This window comes from Humibacter sp., assembly GCF_051954055.1.
Taxonomy (GTDB): Bacteria; Actinomycetota; Actinomycetes; order Actinomycetales; family Microbacteriaceae; genus Humibacter.
The window spans coordinates 16,136-32,194 of sequence record NZ_JBQCIE010000081.1; the positions used below are offsets into that span (position 1 = coordinate 16,136).

Here is a 16,059-nt window from a genome sequence, read left to right on the forward strand (position 1 = left end):
GCGACCGTAGCACGCACCACTCCCGTCAGGATTACCGCCCGGTGCCCGCGTACACGACGGCCTCGGTGTCCGCGTCGAGCCCGAACGCCTTGTGTACGACGCGCGCCGCCTCGGCCACCGAGTCGGCGCGGGTCACGACCGAGATGCGGATCTCGCTGGTGGAGATCATCTCGATGTTGATGCCGGCCGTGTAGAGCGCCTCGAACAGCTTGGCCGAGACGCCCGCGTTCGACCGCATGCCGGCGCCGACCAGGGCGAGCTTGCCGATCTGGTCGTCGTACTGCAGCGACTGGAACCCCACGTCCGGCTGTTCGGCGCGCAGGGCCTGCAGCACCTTCTGCCCGTCACCCTTGGGCAGGGTGAACGAGATGTCGGTGAGACTCGTGGCCGCCGCAGAGACGTTCTGCACGATCATGTCGATGTTGGCGTTGGTCTTGGCGACCACCTTGAAGATGTAGGCGGCCTTGCCCGGAACATCCGGCACACCGACGACCGTGATCTTGGCCTCGCTCAGGTCGGTGGCCACGCCGGCGATGATCGGCTCTTCCACTGTGTTGCCTCTCTTCTGGAGCTTTTCCTGCAGCGCCTCGAGCTTCTCGGCGTAGTCGCCGGATGCCTCGTTGAGCACGTAGGTGCCTTCGCTGTTGTTGAACGATGAGCGCACGTGCAAGGTCACACCGTGTCGCCGCGCATATTCCACCGCGCGTATATGCAGCACCTTCGCGCCCGCCGCGGCCAGCTCGAGCATCTCCTCGCTCGTGATGTGGTCGATCTTGCGGGCCAGCGGCACGACGCGCGGGTCGGACGTGAAGACCCCGTCGACATCCGTGTAGATCTCGCAGACGGATGCGTCGAGCGCCGCCGCCAGCGCCACCGCCGTGGTGTCCGACCCCCCGCGTCCGAGCGTCGTGATGTCCCTCGACTCACGGCTGAAGCCCTGGAATCCCGCGACGATCACGATCGCACCGTCGTCGAGTGCCTCGCGGATGCGCCCGGGCGTGACGTCGACGATGCGCGCGGCACCGTGGCGGGCATCCGTGATCATGCCGGCCTGACTGCCGGTGAAGGAACGCGCGTCGTATCCCATCGACTTGATCGCCATCGCCAGCAGAGCCATCGAGATGCGCTCGCCCGCGGTGAGCAGCATGTCGAGCTCACGCGGCTCCGGAATGGGCGTCACCTCGTGGGCGAGGTCGATCAGCTCGTCCGTCGTGTCGCCCATGGCGCTGACCGCGACGACCACCTCGTTGCCGGCTTTGCGCGTCTCGACGATGCGCTTGGCCACCCGTTTGATGCTCTCGGGGTCGGCGACGGACGAGCCGCCGTACTTCTGCACGATCAAGGCCACGTAAAGACTCCTGAAGGGTGGGATGCACCAGTCGAGTGGATGCGAGGCACGCGGATGCCGGCACCTCGCGCTGGTATCCCAATTCTACGTATGCGCCGGATCGTGCTCAGCGCGTGTTACGCCTTCGTCGCGAGCTGTCACGCGAGCGCGGGTTCCGGTGCGTAGCGGGTCCTCGATCCAGCGCTTGGAGACGAACCCGACGGCCACTCCCAGCACGATCAGCATGAGCACGCCCCACCACGGCGTCGGACGCCCCGACACAAACGGGAACAGGAAGATGATCGGCCAGTGCCAGAGGTAGATCGAGTACGAGGCATCGCCGAACGACTGGATCGGCGCCCACTGCGCCAGGTATGCCGGCGACCACCTGTTGACAGGCGTGCCACCCGCGATGACCGCGACCGCTCCCGCCACCGGGAACAGCGCGTACCAGCCAGGGAAGTGGTGCTGATCCCACACGAGCAGGTACGTGCCGACGATCGCGGCGAGACCCGCCCAACCGAGCACGACCCTCGCCCGCATCGGCAGCCGGCCGAGTCCGGGCGTGAGCGCGAGCAGCCCTCCGACCGCCAGCTCCCACGCGCGTGCGTTCGGCGCGAAGTAGCCGAGGTTCACGTTGCCGTACGTGGCGATCACGCAGTCGATGAACGAGCCGATCGCGACGACCCCGAACACCCAGCGCAGCTGCGTCCGGAATCCCTGACCCTTCCGACGACTGCGCCGCACGAGCCACACCGTGAGCAGGATGAGCGCCGGCCACACCAGATAGAACTGTTCCTCGACGCCCAGCGACCAGTAGTGCAGAACGGGCGTGGGCGGCAGATCGCGCAGCACGGGGTTCGTGCTCTGCGAGTTCACCAGCTCGCTCCAGTTCTCGATGCCGAGCGCAGCCATCATCATCTCGTGGAAGAAATACGACCACTGGATGCGCGGCACGAACGTGAGCGTCATGATCACGCTGAACGCGATCACGGCGTACGCAGCGGGAAGCAACCGTCGGACGCGGCGTTCGTAGAACCGCCGGAACGAGATGCGGCCGGTGCGATCGACCTCGCGCACGAGCATCCCCGTGATCAGGAATCCGGAGACGACGAAGAAGACGTCGACACCGGCATCCCCGCCTGGAATGTAGCCCGGCCAGGTGTGATACGTGATCGTGCCGACGACGGCGAGCGCTCGCAGCGCCTGGATCTCGGGACGGATGCGCGTCACACTCTGCGCGCTCGCCCCCTGCATACCGACAGGCTGAACGCCGAAGTTCCGGCGGCGTTATGGTCTGCCTGGATGCCGCCTTCGTGCGGCGCGAGAATTCTGATGCTGCCCGAAGACTCGCGCGTTCAAGGGAGTACTTCCACGGCGCAGCGGATTCCGGGCGCCGCCGCCAGGCGTCGATCACGCGTCACCAGCGTAGAATCCGTCATTTCGGCAACGGCCACATAACTCGCGTCCGTCGACGTGAGGTTGTGGCGGAGCTCCCACACTCGCCATGCGACCGCATCCCAGGGCCAATAGACAGCGGGAAACCTCATCAGCAGACTGAACGCGTCGTTCTGCTTCTGCCTCCCGTGCGGACTTTTCGAACGGAGCTTGCGAAGCACGTTGGCGACCTCGTACGGCAGCACGCTCGGCTCGAAGAACTGTGAACCTCGGCTCGCCAGGGAAGCAACGTCCCCGCCACCGATCGCTTCCACCAACACGGATGCATCGATCACGTACCGTCTCATTCGAGCCACTTGCCCTCTACACGTTCGATGATCAGAGAATCTCGCTCTTCCCGGTCCTGATGGATCAACTCCACGATCTCATCGCCCGACAACTCCGACCTCGGGTACTTCGACATTGTCCTGCGCACTTCGTCGAACCATTCCTCGGCTGTCGGTTTCCCCGCGAGGTTCCTCAGTTCGCCCTGCAGGTACTCCTGCAGCGACTTTCCCTGCCGCTTGGCCCGGGCAGCGAGCGCGTTCCGCACATCGTCCGGGACCGACCGAATCGTGATCGTCACAGGCATGCCTCCATTCTGCGCCGAGTGCATGCGATTTGCATGCATGAGTTCGGTGCCGCTTCAAGTGAAGCTCGTGCAACGCGGTGGACTGACGAAAACGGCAAGCCGTGGAATCCTCACTCAGCCATCGACTGTGGAGGGCGCGACCGCGGTCCTCCGCTCGGCGGCATCGCCGCGCCAGGAGCGCAAGCTCGGGATGGCGGCCGCGATCACTCCTGCACCGACCACGCACGCGAGTCCGCCGCTCACCGCCGCGACGGCGCCGGAGGTCGCGGATGCCACCATGCCGGCTCGCAGATCACCGAGGCTCGGTCCGCCGGCACCGACGAGGAAGTCGAGCGAGTTCATGCGACCGCGCAGAGCATCCGGAGTCGAACGCTGCACGATAGTGCCCCGGCTCACCACTGTGCCCGTGTCGGCGGCGCCCGCGATCACGAGGCCGAGGAGCGCTAGGGGCAGCCATCCGCTCAGCCCGAACAGCGCGATGCCCGCGCCCCAGATCGCGCAGCACACCACCATCACGACGCCCTGCCTGGGCTGGCGGGTGATACGCCCGGAGAGCACGCCTGCGAGGATGCCGCCCAGCCCGATCGCGGGCAGCATGAACCCGAGCGTGATCGGCGACCCACCGAACCGCTCGGCGTTGATCACCGGGAACAGTGCGGTCGGAATGGCCAGCACTGTCGCGTTGAGGTCGGCGACGAACGCGCCGACGAGCACCGGTGTACGCACGAGGTAGCGCACGGCGCCGAGGATGCCACGCTCCGACTTGCCCGCGCCCGTGTCGCGCTGTGGCTCGCCGACGGCCTTCGGCAGGCTCACGATGCCCCAGAGAGCGGCGATGAACGTGACGCCGTCGACTGCGAGGCAAATGCCGACGCCGAGAGTGTCGACGAGGATGCCCGCCACGAACGGTCCGGCGAGCATCGCGAACTGCGACGAGAGCCGCATGAGCGCCAGCCCCGCACTGAGGCGTTCGCCGTCGAGCAGTCGCGGTGCGAACGTCTGGCTCGACGGGACCGAGATGGATGCCAGCCCCGCGCCGATCGCCATGAACGCGTACACGATCGGCACGTTCGCGACCCCGACGATCACGAGCACGGCCAGCGTCGCCGCCGACGCCATCTGTGCCAGCCGCATGGTCAGGAGGAGCGTGCGGCGGTTCATCCGGTCGGCGAGCGTGCCGCCGAGCAGGCCGCAGACCGCCAGCGGAACGGCGCGCACGACGCCGGTCAGGCCGACGAGCGCGGCGGAGTGCGACAGCTCCCACACGTAGTAGAGCAGTGCGAACGCGCTCAGCTGGCTGCCGAAGCTCGAGATGGTGGTGCCGATCCAGAACGCCCGGAATGCGGGAATCTCCCGGAGCGGACGGATGTCGACGAGGTGCTCCCGCAGGCGCCGTCGCGCCTCACCCATCGATCGCGCCCAGGTGCCGGAGCACTCGATCGGCGAACGACTCGCGGTCGAGCGCGGCATCCATGCCGGCCGCGATCTCGTCGAGGTCGACGCCCGCTTCCGTCGCCACCTCGCGCACCGCCGCCTCCGTCGCGTACCACTCCCGCCAGAACACCGCGGCAACCTCCTTGCCGCGCGCGGTGAGCGAGATGACGCGACTGCGGGCATCCGCTCCGGGTTCCGACTCGACCAGGCCCGCCTTGCGCATCGCCGAGACGGACTGGCTCATGGCGGAGTGCGTCACGCCGCACCGCTCAGCGAGGTCACGGATGCTCATGTCCCGGTCGTCGAGGAACATCACGGCCATGCTGAATCGAGGTCGCACCCCCTCGATGCCCATACGTTCGTAGGCCTCGGCGATCCCGTCGTCCATGCGCTGTCTGACCGTCTTCAGCGGACGCATGGTGCTCGGCAGCTCACTGACGCGCTTCGGCCGTGGCTCCGGATCGTTGGAAGTTGTCACAGCGCTAATATAACAGCCCTGTTAGATCACGCGGAAGTCGAGCGCAATCGCAGATTGCATGCCTCGTCGCCCTCCGGCGTGAGAAACCTCGCGTTCTCCACAATTCCGTAATGCATGCATCGCATGCACTCCGGTGAGTGCTGGAGTAGCGTTGAGGGGGTGGAGATCCTGACCGTAAGAAACCTGGATCCGACCGTGAAGGCCAAGCTCAAGGAGCGAGCGGCGAAGCACGGGCGGTCGATGGAGTCCGAGGCGCGCGCCATTCTCGCCGCCGCAGTGGACGAGCCCGAGCCTCTGGCGCTGGTGGACAGCATCCGCCGACACTTCGGCGACGATCCGCTCACCCTGGCGCCTCGCGAACAGGCCGACGAGACTCAGCGCTCGGTGGAGTTCGGCTCATGATCGTCATCGACACCAACGTGTTCTCTGCGCTCATGGCCGGAGATCACGGCATTGACGACTGGCTCGCCACCGTCGCTCCTGCGGACATTTACACGACGACCGTCACGCGAGCGGAAGTGCGCTTCGGCATCGCGCGGCTGGCGGAGAGCCGGCGGCGACGAAGCCTCTCCGAACGGGCGGATGCGCTCTTCGACGAGATCCGTGAGCGCACTTTGCCGTTCGATGAGCGTGCAGCGGATGCATACGGCGAACTCGTCGCTGCACGCATATCGGCGGGCCGCCCCATAGGCGTGCTCGACGGGCAGATCGCCGCGATCTCACGCACGCATCGTGCCACGGTTGCAACGCGGAACGTTCCGGACTTCGAGGGCTGTGGGTGCCCCGTCGTGAATCCGTACGAGTGACCGCTCCCGCACTCACGCCGGCAGACGGATGCCTGCGAGCCGCTCCCCCGAGTACGCGTCGATCCCGAGCACCCGGCTCCCGTCCACCCGGAAGGCCATCAGCGACACCGGCCGCCCCTCCACCGTCACCAGCACGCCAGGCAGCCCGTCGATGAGCACGGGCTCGAGCACGGCGCGCGGGTTGGCGAACATCATGGCGCGCGACGCGATCTGAGCGCCACCGCGCACGATGAGCGTCGCTGAGACGCCGTCCTCGACCCGCAGCGTGGCATCCGGGGCGAGAACGGCGACCAGGCGGTCGAAGTCGCCCTGGCGGGCCGCCGCGAAGAACGCGTCGACCAGGCGGTGCCCGCGCGAGCCGTTGGAGGCATCCAGAGTGCCGTCATCCGCGCGCACCCTTCGCCTGGCTCGGCTGGCCAACTGGCGCACGGCCTCCGGCGAGCGCTCCAGCAGCTCACCGATCTGCTCGAACGGCACGTCGAACGTGTCGTGCAGCACGAATGCGACGCGCTCGGCGGGGCTCAGTCGGTCGAGCACGAGCAGAAGCGCCGTCTCCACCGCGTCCGACAGCTGTGCGGATGCCTCGGGGTCGCCCGCCGCCCGCACCGGCTCCACGACAGGGTCGGGCAGCGTCTCCTCGTACTCGGTCTCCTCGCGGGTCGCGCGCGACCGGAGGATGTTCAGGCACACGCGGGACGCGGCGGTGGTGAGCCATCCGCCCAGGTTGTCGATGTCGTCGCCGCCCGTGCGGGAGAGCCGGAGCCACGTCTCCTGCACAGCGTCGTCGGCTTCGGCGTCCGAACCGAGCATGCGGTAGGCGAGGTGATGCAGGCGTGCGCGGTGCCTCTCGAATTGCGCGGCCAAGAAATCCTGGTCGGTCATGTCACGTTTCCTTCCGGTCGCGGGTCAATCATGTCGTCCCCGTTATGACCGCCGAAATCGCGGCGGCGTGACATCCGATGAATAAGGAGAACACCATGACCGACACGCAGCAGAACCCGGTCGACGCCGACACCATCGTGCAGGTACGTGCCCGCATGCCTCACCCCGCGTTTCTTCTCGAGGGCGGTATGGATGCGCTGGCAGCCATGAACAAGGTGGCGGCATCCACGGACATCCCGGAGATGATCCTGCATCTGGTGACCCTGCGGGCGAGCCAGATCAACGGATGCTCGTGGTGCACCGTCGAGCACACCCGCGAGCTGCGCGAGGTGGACGGCACCTCCGAGGAGCGCATCGCCGCCGTCGCGTCCTGGCGTGAGGCGCCGTACTTCACCGCCCGGGAGCGCGCCGCCCTGGCCTTCACGGAGGCCGTGACGCGGGTAGCCGACAAGACGGATGCCGTGCCCGACGAGCTCTGGAACGAGGTCTCCGCCGTGTTCAGCAAGCGCGAGATCGCCGCACTGCTGTTCTCGATCTGCACGATCAACGCGTGGAACCGCATCAACGCGGCCATCCACCAGCCCGCCGGCAAGCGGTGACGGATGCCCGTGGCGGCGCGCATGCTGGAGACATGACCGAGGAGAAGCCCCGCCCCGCCGCTCAGCGCGCGTTCGAGCCGGTCGCCCGCTCGCTCGCTGGGCGGCGCTGGTTCCCGCTCTGGGCCGTCGTGCATCATCGTGGACGCCGAAGCGGCGCCGACTATGCCACACCGGTCGCGGTCGTCCCCACAGCCGACAAGTCGCTGATCCTCATCGGCCTGCCCTGGGGCACCACGACGAACTGGGCCAGGAACGTGGTCGCCGCCGACGGCGCGACGATCACCTGGAAGGGACGCGACCAGAGCACCACCGCGCCGCGCATCGTCGACGCGGCGGAGGCATCCGCCCTGGCGAAGCCGCTGTTCCGCTTCGTGCTGCGACGGATGCCCGGCGCCATCGTGCTGCGTCGCGACGCCGCCTGAGTCACGGGTCGCGCTTACGCGGGGAGCCGCACGACCAGGTCGGCACGATCGCGACAGGCCGTGATGCGGCGCGCGTTCGGTTCGTCGACGCGCTCGACCCAGGCGCGGGCATCCGCCGGGCTCTTGCCGAACTGCTCGTGCCGTGCGATCAGTCGCGGCACCCGCACGTCGTTCGGCGCCTCGACGAACCACGCCTCGCCGAGCAACGAGCGGATGCTCCGCCACGGCTCCTCCGCGTCGAGCAGGTAGTTGCCCTCCACGATCACGACGCGCGCCGAGGGCTCGATCGGGATGCTCCCGGCGATGGGCTGCTCGAGGTCACGCTCGAACGCGGGTGCGTACACCGTGTGGTCGCGCTCATCGCGGACACGACGCAGCATGGCCAGCACACCATGGCCGTCGAACGTGTCGATGGCGCCCTTGCGGTCGAGACGGCCGAGCCGCGTGAGAGCCGCGTCGGCGAGGTGGAAGCCGTCCATCGGGAGTACGGCCACCTCGTGTCCGCGGCCGCGCTGGGCGGCGTCCTTGGCGAGCTCGGCCGCGAGGGTCGACTTGCCTGCGCCCGGCGCGCCGACGATGCCCAGAATGACGCGGCCCGCGGATGCCTGCGCCTCGGCGAGCGCGAGCATCCGGTCGACGAGGCCGTCGAGCCTCGGTGCGCTCGGCTCGGTCATGCATCCGATCATGCCGTAGCCGGCCTCCGGCTTGGCGCCGTTACGCGACGGGCAACAGCTCGTCGCGCTCGATCTTCGACTCGTCCAGTTCAATGCCGAAGCCCGCCTCGGTCGGCAGCGTGAACGCGCCGGAGACCGGAGCAGGAGCATCCGCTTCGAAATGGTGGCGGAACGGCATGTGCCGCAGCAGGTACTCCGCCTTCGGGCAGACCTCGGGAGACTGCGCGGCGATCACGTGCAGCGCCGCGTGGATGCCATGCCCGTGCGGGATCAGCGCGACGCCGAACGTCTCGGCAAGGGCGGCCATCCTGGTGAGTTCCGTCACGCCGCCGCACCACTCCGGATCTGCCTGCAGCACCTGAATCGAGCCGTCCCGCATGAGGTCGAGCGCCTCCTGCCGGTCGTACACGTGCTCACCGGTCGCAAGCGGGATGCGCGTCGAGCGCCGCAGGTCGGCGAACGCCGCGTGCCGGTTCGGCAACAGAGGCTCCTCGAGCCAGTCCGGCCGGTACTGCTCCGCGCCTTGTGCCCAGGCGCGGGCGAACGGCAGATCCCAGCCGTGATACGCGTCGAACATGATCGGTTCGTCGTCGCCGACTGCCTCGCGCACCTGCCGCACGAGATCGACGTTCGCCGCCAGCCCTGCCGGTCCGCTCGCCGGCCCGTGCTCGAAGAACCACTTCTGACCGGCATACCCCTCGGTCTGCACCGCCTTTGCCGCAGTTGCGATCGACTCCGGATCGAGCGGGGTGGCGAGCATGCTCGCATACGCCGGAATGCTGTGCCGCGACCCTCCCCCGAGCAGCTGCCAGACCGGAGCATCGAAAACGCGGCCCCGCAGATCCCACAGCGCGTTGTCGATGGCCGAGATCGCCGCCTTGTGCAGACCGTGCCTGCTGTGCCGGTCGACACGTTCCAGCTGGTCCCAGATGGTGGCGGATGCCAGCGCGTCCTGCCCGATCAGCAGCTCGCGGTAGACGTCGAGCACGACCTTTCCGGGAAGCTCATCGATCGGCCCGTAGAAGCCGTACGCGTCGCCATCCGCGACGATGCGCAAGTAGTATCGCGAGATCGTGCGCGGCTCGTGAGTGTCAGCGGCGGGCACACGAAGGGGCTCGCGGACATCCTCGTACAGGTCGATGGCCTGCACCTGCCGCTGCCGGTCGCCCTCGGGATACGCACCCTCCGAGTACCGCGGATTCGGCCCGGTGATCCTGTGCACCTCGAGGTCGACGATCCGCAGGGTACGCATGTTGCCTCCTCGGCACGGAAAGGGATTGCTCCGAGGCTATGGCGTTGGGCCCGGGAGCGTGGCACCGCCCGCGAGCAACGCCACCGCGGCACGATCCGGCTCCGGCCAGTCGACCTCGTGCAACTCGTCGCGGCGGAACCACTGGATGCCGTCGTGATCCGTGCTCGCGGAGGGTGCGGCATCCGTCAGCGTCGCCCAGTAGCAGCTGAGCTTGACGATCCGTCCGTTCATCGGCGTTGCGCCTCGGTGCAGCAGGGCCCCGACGCGGATGCCCACCCCGAGTTCCTCGCGGATCTCCCGCACCAGCGCATCCTGTGGGGACTCCCCCGCCTCGACCTTGCCGCCCGGGAACTCCCACAACCCGCCCGCCTCGCGCTCCGCATTGCGGCGGCACGCGAGTACGAGGTCGCCGCGCGTGATCACAGCGGCGACGACGGGGATGACGGTGGTCACTCGTCCAGTGTGGCGGAGCGTGACATGCTGGCCAACGTGCTGACCATCGACCCGTCACTGTCCGAACCGCTCTGGGAGCAGTTGCGCGACCAGCTGATCGCGCAGATCAACTCGGGTGAGCTATTGCCCGGCGACAAGCTTCCATCCGTGCGTCAGCTCGCCAGCGACCTCGAGCTGGCGCCGAACACCGTGGCCCGCGTGTACAAGGAGCTCGAGGCGTCCGGATACCTGCAGACGCAAGGCCGAAACGGCACCACGATCGCCGAAGATCTCGCCGGGAACGAGACGCACCGAAAGGCAGCAGAGCTGACGAGCGACTACCTGGAGACCATGGCCTCGCTCGGCTTCAACCTCGAGCGAACGATTGCGTACCTGCAGCGGAACGCCGGACGCCCTGGCGTTGGAGACACCGCCTCAAGCCGTGGCTGATCGTTGTGCGTCTGACGGTGCCAAACGCCGCGAGCGATAGCCCGTATTTGCGCCAGCGAACCTTCCATAACCAATGCCGAATTCAATCGATATGACGCCCAGCTTGCCGGGCATCGCAGGGGCAACTCGAGTGCGCTAAAGACGTTCTACGGCCCAGATCGTTCACGACATCACGCTCCGCTGAACTGCTCGTAGCGCAACGCGAGTCGCTGCTCATCCGGCCAGTCGACCTTTCGACGCGGAATACTCAGCGTGCGTCCGTGCATATCCTGAAGCCCGTGCCGCAACATCGGGCCGTCGACCTCGTCGAGAAGGTCACGGTCGATGCGCACTTCGTAGTCGGGCGTGATTCCGAGCAGATTGCGGTCGTATGCGGCGTGATGGATCTTGCACAGAGCAAGACCGTTCGGAACGATCGCTAACCCGACGTCTTCGCTATCTCCAATAATGTGCGCCGCATCGAGTAGCTCTGCATGCTTCAGTGAGCAGACTGCGCAAGTCCCTTCGTAGGCATGCATCACCCGCGCACGGAAGAGTGGCTGATGCAGACGCGCTCGGGCGATTTTCTCAGAGTAGCGGCGAGCGTCTCCCGTCATTTCCAGCGGGTCGCCGAAGAACCGGAAAATCTCGTCGACCGCGAGCATGACGCAACGCTGTTCGGGCAAGTTCTCGACAATGTAGACCGGGTAATGTGCGACGAAGACGCCCGCTCGGATTCCCTGCAGGTAGACAATCGGGTCCCGCTGTTGGAATGCGACGACTAGTTTCTTGTTGTCGCCGCCGTCCTGTGCCCGGTACGCGTACCGGATGATTCCGCCGTCCAACACCTCGTCGTCGTACGGATGACTCTTCGAGCTCGTCATGACTGTGAGGGTCGAGTGGAAGTCGGCGGGATTGCGGATTCCGCGACCAGTGTCGAGCAGAGGTATTCGCTCGCCTTCGAATCGATAGGCCTCAAGCTCCGCACGCGTCAGTTCCCACTTTCCGGACGCGAGCTGTTCGTCGAGCCAACGGAATATGTCCTGCCTGATCGCCGCTTGCTCGGATCGGCTCCGCATCCGCGCCATCTTCAGTTCCTCTTCGCCGGTGTATTCGACTCCAATGATGGTGCACGTCGGGGTATCGGCTAACTCATGTCGAATAGTCGGTCGCAGATCTCGGATCCGGCGGAGGGTCAAGCGTGACGACGAATCCCCCGTGCTCAAGCGGGCCTAATGTCTCCCATCACGACGCGCTCCGGTGTCCGATCAACGTCCTCGTCGCCTAGCTGTGGCAGCGCCAAGGAGTCGCCGCCCCTTCACGGCCGAGACTGGATGGACAGTCCAACAAGCGACCGATGCAGCCCCTCGACCAGCCGCCGGTAGGTCTCATCCAACGACTCGGGGAGGCCGAACCCGCCCGCCTGCTCGAGCGCCACGAAACCATGCATGATCACCCGCAGCGCGCGCACGGCGTGCACCAGATCTTCCTCGCCGAGGTCATAGCCGGCCAGCACCTGTCGCATCACGGTCATTCCAGCGACCGCTGCTGCCTCGTGCCGCACGTCGCCCGGTTCAGGCGCCTGCAGTACCAGATTCACCAGTCCCGGGTGCTCGCGCGCGTAGTCGCGATATGCCTGAGCAGCGGCGAGCAATGCATCCTCGCGGGACTTGCCGACCGCGGCAGCGCTCATCCGTTCGCCGAGTTGCTTCAGCCCGAACAAGGTCAATTCGCGTCGCAGGCCGTTGAGCCCGTCGACGTGTTTGTACAGCGCTGGAGCGGATGTTCCCAGCCGCGAGCCCAGCGCCGCGAACGTCACCTGTTCCAGTCCTGCCTCGTCGGCGAGCGCAGCGGCTTCGGCAACAACACGGGCGGGCGTGAGTCCTTGGCGCGGCATGGTCTCAGTGCGCCCTCCGGCCGAGCACGATACCAAAGCCGGTCACCCACACCAGCAGCAGCGGGAGGGATGCGTACGCGGCATCGGCGAGCGCCGGCACGGTCAGCAGATACCCGAGTCCGGAGACCACGATCGTCACCGCCAGCAGCACGCTGACTACGAGCAGCCACAGCTGCCGGCGCTGCGAGCGCAGATAGATGAACGCACCCACGCTCATCACGCCGAACAGCAGCATCTTGACCCCGTCGAGGCGGGTCACCGCATCCGACAGAGCGCCGCTGGATGCCACGTTCTGGGCCGGCACCGCAACGGCGACCAGCAGAACCCCGAGTACGAATTGCACGAACGAGACGATGCAGCCGACCAGCGCCGCGCCCCACGCGACGGCTGCGGTACGGGGGTGCCCGTACGTCCGCATCCGGTGGGCGAGAGCGCCGACCACGATCAGTAGAGCGACCGGCGGCAGGCCCTCGGTAAAGAGATACTGCAGCACACCGGCGAACGCCTGACCTCTATACGCAGCGATGACCTGCACACCGCTGGACGTGACATCCGTGGTCGCACTGACCACGACGAGGCCGATGATCCACGCCACGCTGAAGCTGATTCCGGCAAGCGCCGGGCGAGTCAGCAACCAACCCTTCGTTCTCAATCCCCGCCGAGCCGAAGACGCCGACCTCGATGCGAGTACCCCTGGTGCCGACATGAGATACCTCCTTTGTTATTGTGCATAACTCTATAGTTATATATCTTAACTTGTCAATAGGCCCCGGCTACGAATGCCTGCGACGAGCGCTCGCACCTCGCATCCCGCGTGGGACCTCACGGGTAGCGTGGGCTTCGTAGTCGTTCTCCCTCCGGAGGGCGACGCGCACCGGATCCAGCGACGGACCGGCGGGAGGGCGACACCGTGACGACAGCGAATTCCGTCGGCAAGCGGGCCAGGCGCATCGCGGCGCGCGAGGCACGGACCACGGATGTCCGACATCCGGAGCATTCGCAGCCGCACGCCGGTGAACACCCGGCTCCGCACCCACCGCCCAGCCGTCTCGGCACCTCGACGCTCACCGCGATCACCACCGCGGACGCCATCGACGAGCTAGTACGTGCGCTCTACGACGAGCACCGCACGCAGCCCTGGGTCGTGGTGACGACGCCGTTCGAGCAGGACGATCCACGCCACGACGTCGATGCCCTCGTCGCGCAGGTCGGAACCGTCGCGCGGGTCTTCACGGTCGAGACCGGCACGTTGACCCACCGCCTCAGCGACCTGCTGCCGCCCAGGCTCGGCGTCTTCGGCGGCGCCGGCCGCTCCTTCCCCGTCGGGTTCTCGCCCGCCACAACGACCGCGGAGAGCATCCTCCACTTCCCCTCGACCGCCGTACGCAAGGGATCCGAGCGACTCAGCCCCGATCCGCACGCGACCGACCGCCTGGCCGCAGACGCCCTCGCCCACGCGTACGCCGCAGGGCTCTTCGTCGAGGCACACGCCGACGAGACCGTTCGCGCCCGTGGAACAGTCACTGGCGTGACCGGATCCCGCGCCATCGTTGCGCTCGACAGCGGCGAGTTGGCTGCGATCGCCGAGGAGCTCACGTATCCGCCGATCCCTCTGAGTTGGGTGGTCGTGCCCGGGCAGCGCGTGACAGGCATCCTCGATCGCGGCTCGCACCGACTCGGCGTCGAACTGCCGACACCCGGCGTCGCCGAACTCGCCTCGCGTTTCCCGCACCACGGCGTGACACTCGTGCTCGTGGTCGAGACGGATGCCGACAGCGCTACCCTCGCGCTGCATCCGCGCCTGCGCCACGGCGTCACCACTTGGGACATCTCGCACAACCCGATGGACCGCGCCGACGGGCTGCTGTCGCCCGGAGACGTCGTGCCGGCGCGGATACAGCACCTCTCCGACGGCACGCTGCACCTCTCGCTCTGGGACGTGGACGACGACGATCCCATCGTGCCGCCGCTCTCCCTGACCGACAGCGGACCATCGTGGCTCGAGGAGGGCCGGCCGCTTCCGACGGCCGGTGATCGAGCCGCGCAGGATGCCGGCGCGCACGTACCGCTGGAAGCTTCCGCGCCCGATGCCATCAGTGGCGACACCGTTGCGTCCGGCCAGCTGGATGCCCAGCCCGCCGAGGTCGTCACCGCCGCCGATGGCAACGATGCAGGCCAGGCACCTACCGCGATCCACGCCGTTCCCGGTCCTGGTCCGCACACGGCCGCCGCTGTCACCCACCCGGCGCGACCGTTGCAGTCCGGGAAAGCGCTCGTGCAGTCACTGACCCAGGCGGTCGCCGCACGGGATGCGAAGATCCGCGACCTCGAGCGACAACTTCGATCTGCCGGCACACCCAGCGCAGAGACCAAGCGGCTGCGCGGTGACCTCCAGCGGCTCGAGCTCACCAAGGACGAACTCGCCGCCAAGCTCAGCACCGCCGAGACAGCCAGGGTCCGCCTCGCCGAGCAGCTGCGCGCCGCGCAGAAGCACCTGCGCGGTGCGCGACGGTCCGCATCGTCGGGGGATGCGCCAAGCCGGACATCTCGCCGGGGACGTTGGCCCGACGACGAGTCGTGGCTGCGGCACGAGGTGCTTTCCGCGTGGGTCGAGCGGGTGCCGGCATCCGACAAACGAGCCCGTCCCATTCCCGGTTTCGGACTATGGACGTTCGGCCCCGAGTTCGCGGCGTCGCTCGACAAGATCGACGACAGGCAGTTCGACAAAGTGCTCCGTCGCATCGTCGACATCGTCACGGCCCCGGCGGGAGCTACGCACTCGTGGAACGAGCACGCGCTGCGCAACGGTGCGGGCGGCGACGACGCGCCCGTGGTGCGACCGGACGGGGCGCGTTGCATGCGTGTCGAGGTCGAGCGGAACACGCCATCCGCACGACGGCTGCACTACTGGCGGATGCCCGACGGCGGGCTCGAGTTCAGCCGTGTGGTGCTGCACGACGACATGACACCGTAGTCGAGCAGAACCGTGTGAGTCGCGCCATGCAACGCCATCACGTGAGGAGCAGCGTTTTGCGGTCCGTTGGATACGACGAGGATGCTCGCACTCTCGAGCTCGAGTTCGCCAGCGGCTCGATCTACCGCTACTTCGAGGTTCCGCCGGATGTCTACGACGGGCTGGTGACAGCCGAAAGCCATGGCGAATACTTCAGCCATCACATTCGTGACGAGTACCCCTACGAACGCGAATAGCCGCTTAATGCAAGAAGGGCCGCTCACGAATGAGCGGCCCTCTTACAAAGGTGTCCGGCGGTGTCCTACTCTCCCACAGGGTCGCCCCTGCAGTACCATCGGCGCTGGGAGTCTTAGCTTCCGGGTTCGGAATGTGTCCGGGCGTTTCCCTCTCGCTATGGCCGCCGTAACTCTATGGATTTACGATC

At 67.2% G+C, this 16,059-nt stretch carries 20 protein-coding genes and 1 rRNA gene; 7 read left to right on the forward strand and 14 right to left on the reverse strand.

Annotated elements, in window-relative coordinates; translation table 11 throughout:
* Positions 1–31: 31 nt before the first annotated feature.
* The 6 genes from ACTHNC_RS08735 to ACTHNC_RS08760 all read right to left on the reverse strand — a co-directional run bounded on the left by ACTHNC_RS08735 (position 32) and on the right by ACTHNC_RS08760 (position 5,268).
* Positions 32–1,348, reverse strand: coding sequence for an aspartate kinase (locus ACTHNC_RS08735; RefSeq protein WP_440294212.1), 1,317 nt, complete (start codon positions 1,346–1,348; stop codon positions 32–34).
* Between the two features lie 84 nt (positions 1,349–1,432).
* Positions 1,433–2,584 carry an acyltransferase family protein gene (locus ACTHNC_RS08740; protein WP_440294213.1) on the reverse strand — a complete coding sequence of 384 codons (1,152 nt, stop codon included), beginning with the start codon at positions 2,582–2,584 and terminating at the stop codon, positions 1,433–1,435.
* Positions 2,585–2,685: 101 nt separating this feature from the next.
* Complete coding sequence (locus tag ACTHNC_RS08745) at positions 2,686–3,060, reverse strand: type II toxin-antitoxin system VapC family toxin (protein WP_440294214.1); 375 nt, start codon at positions 3,058–3,060, stop codon at positions 2,686–2,688.
* An 8-nt stretch (positions 3,061–3,068) separates the two neighbouring features.
* Entirely contained in the window at positions 3,069–3,356 is a 288-nt protein-coding gene (locus ACTHNC_RS08750; protein WP_440294215.1) for a FitA-like ribbon-helix-helix domain-containing protein, read from the reverse strand.
* 114 nt (positions 3,357–3,470) lie between these two features.
* Positions 3,471–4,766, reverse strand: a complete 1,296-nt coding sequence (locus ACTHNC_RS08755) for an MFS transporter (protein ID WP_440294216.1) — start codon at positions 4,764–4,766, stop codon at positions 3,471–3,473.
* Positions 4,759–5,268, reverse strand: a complete 510-nt coding sequence (locus ACTHNC_RS08760; protein WP_440294217.1) for a MarR family winged helix-turn-helix transcriptional regulator — start codon at positions 5,266–5,268, stop codon at positions 4,759–4,761. Before ACTHNC_RS08760 ends, ACTHNC_RS08755 begins: the two co-directional genes overlap by 8 nt.
* A gap of 159 nt (positions 5,269–5,427) precedes the next feature.
* Between ACTHNC_RS08760 and ACTHNC_RS08765 the strand changes: the two genes are divergently transcribed.
* Together ACTHNC_RS08765 and ACTHNC_RS08770 are read left to right on the forward strand one after the other, a co-directional pair.
* Positions 5,428–5,670 carry a FitA-like ribbon-helix-helix domain-containing protein gene (locus ACTHNC_RS08765; RefSeq protein ID WP_440294218.1) on the forward strand — a complete coding sequence of 81 codons (243 nt, stop codon included), beginning with the start codon at positions 5,428–5,430 and terminating at the stop codon, positions 5,668–5,670.
* Complete coding sequence (locus tag ACTHNC_RS08770; protein ID WP_440294219.1) at positions 5,667–6,074, forward strand: type II toxin-antitoxin system VapC family toxin; 408 nt, start codon at positions 5,667–5,669, stop codon at positions 6,072–6,074. The genes ACTHNC_RS08765 and ACTHNC_RS08770 overlap by 4 nt, the downstream gene beginning before the upstream one ends.
* Before the next feature lie 12 nt (positions 6,075–6,086).
* Here ACTHNC_RS08770 and ACTHNC_RS08775 read toward each other — a convergent pair whose 3' ends face one another.
* On the reverse strand, positions 6,087–6,956 hold the full coding sequence (locus ACTHNC_RS08775; protein ID WP_440294220.1) for a sigma-70 family RNA polymerase sigma factor: 870 nt from the start codon (positions 6,954–6,956) through the stop codon (positions 6,087–6,089).
* Positions 6,957–7,051: 95 nt separating this feature from the next.
* Here ACTHNC_RS08775 and ACTHNC_RS08780 point away from each other — a divergent pair, with 95 nt between their 5' ends.
* The gene (locus tag ACTHNC_RS08780) at positions 7,052–7,555 is read left to right on the forward strand and encodes a carboxymuconolactone decarboxylase family protein (protein WP_440294221.1); all 504 of its coding nucleotides are present in this window, start codon (positions 7,052–7,054) and stop codon (positions 7,553–7,555) included.
* A gap of 32 nt (positions 7,556–7,587) precedes the next feature.
* Positions 7,588–7,977, forward strand: coding sequence for a nitroreductase family deazaflavin-dependent oxidoreductase (locus ACTHNC_RS08785; protein ID WP_440294222.1), 390 nt, complete (start codon positions 7,588–7,590; stop codon positions 7,975–7,977).
* Positions 7,978–7,991: 14 nt separating this feature from the next.
* On the opposite strand, the gene ACTHNC_RS08790 is transcribed toward ACTHNC_RS08785, so the two are convergent.
* The 3 genes from ACTHNC_RS08790 to ACTHNC_RS08800 are packed head-to-tail and all read right to left on the reverse strand — an operon-like array spanning position 7,992 to position 10,356.
* Positions 7,992–8,651 (reverse strand): nucleoside/nucleotide kinase family protein, encoded by a 660-nt coding sequence (locus ACTHNC_RS08790; RefSeq protein ID WP_440294223.1) that lies wholly within the window; start codon positions 8,649–8,651, stop codon positions 7,992–7,994.
* Between the two features lie 40 nt (positions 8,652–8,691).
* Complete coding sequence (locus ACTHNC_RS08795; RefSeq protein WP_440294224.1) at positions 8,692–9,903, reverse strand: enolase C-terminal domain-like protein; 1,212 nt, start codon at positions 9,901–9,903, stop codon at positions 8,692–8,694.
* A 36-nt stretch (positions 9,904–9,939) separates the two neighbouring features.
* On the reverse strand, positions 9,940–10,356 hold the full coding sequence (locus tag ACTHNC_RS08800) for a (deoxy)nucleoside triphosphate pyrophosphohydrolase (protein ID WP_440294225.1): 417 nt from the start codon (positions 10,354–10,356) through the stop codon (positions 9,940–9,942).
* 24 nt (positions 10,357–10,380) lie between these two features.
* On the opposite strand from ACTHNC_RS08800, the gene ACTHNC_RS08805 reads away from it, so the two are divergent.
* Entirely contained in the window at positions 10,381–10,785 is a 405-nt protein-coding gene (locus ACTHNC_RS08805) for a GntR family transcriptional regulator (RefSeq protein ID WP_440294226.1), read from the forward strand.
* A gap of 170 nt (positions 10,786–10,955) precedes the next feature.
* Here ACTHNC_RS08805 and ACTHNC_RS08810 read toward each other — a convergent pair whose 3' ends face one another.
* The 3 genes from ACTHNC_RS08810 to ACTHNC_RS08820 form a co-directional block, all read right to left on the reverse strand.
* Positions 10,956–11,852 (reverse strand): HNH endonuclease, encoded by an 897-nt coding sequence (locus tag ACTHNC_RS08810; RefSeq protein WP_440294227.1) that lies wholly within the window; start codon positions 11,850–11,852, stop codon positions 10,956–10,958.
* Positions 11,853–12,082: 230 nt separating this feature from the next.
* Positions 12,083–12,661, reverse strand: coding sequence for a TetR-like C-terminal domain-containing protein (locus ACTHNC_RS08815; protein ID WP_440294228.1), 579 nt, complete (start codon positions 12,659–12,661; stop codon positions 12,083–12,085).
* 4 nt (positions 12,662–12,665) lie between these two features.
* The gene (locus tag ACTHNC_RS08820; RefSeq protein WP_440294229.1) at positions 12,666–13,295 is read right to left on the reverse strand and encodes a hypothetical protein; all 630 of its coding nucleotides are present in this window, start codon (positions 13,293–13,295) and stop codon (positions 12,666–12,668) included.
* A gap of 276 nt (positions 13,296–13,571) precedes the next feature.
* Here ACTHNC_RS08820 and ACTHNC_RS08825 point away from each other — a divergent pair, with 276 nt between their 5' ends.
* Entirely contained in the window at positions 13,572–15,635 is a 2,064-nt protein-coding gene (locus ACTHNC_RS08825; RefSeq protein ID WP_440294230.1) for a hypothetical protein, read from the forward strand.
* Positions 15,636–15,691: 56 nt separating this feature from the next.
* Positions 15,692–15,871 carry a KTSC domain-containing protein gene (locus ACTHNC_RS08830; RefSeq protein ID WP_440294231.1) on the forward strand — a complete coding sequence of 60 codons (180 nt, stop codon included), beginning with the start codon at positions 15,692–15,694 and terminating at the stop codon, positions 15,869–15,871.
* 52 nt (positions 15,872–15,923) lie between these two features.
* On the opposite strand, the gene rrf is transcribed toward ACTHNC_RS08830, so the two are convergent.
* Positions 15,924–16,040: ribosomal RNA gene (gene rrf, locus ACTHNC_RS08835) — 5S ribosomal RNA — on the reverse strand.
* Positions 16,041–16,059: the final 19 nt, after the last annotated feature.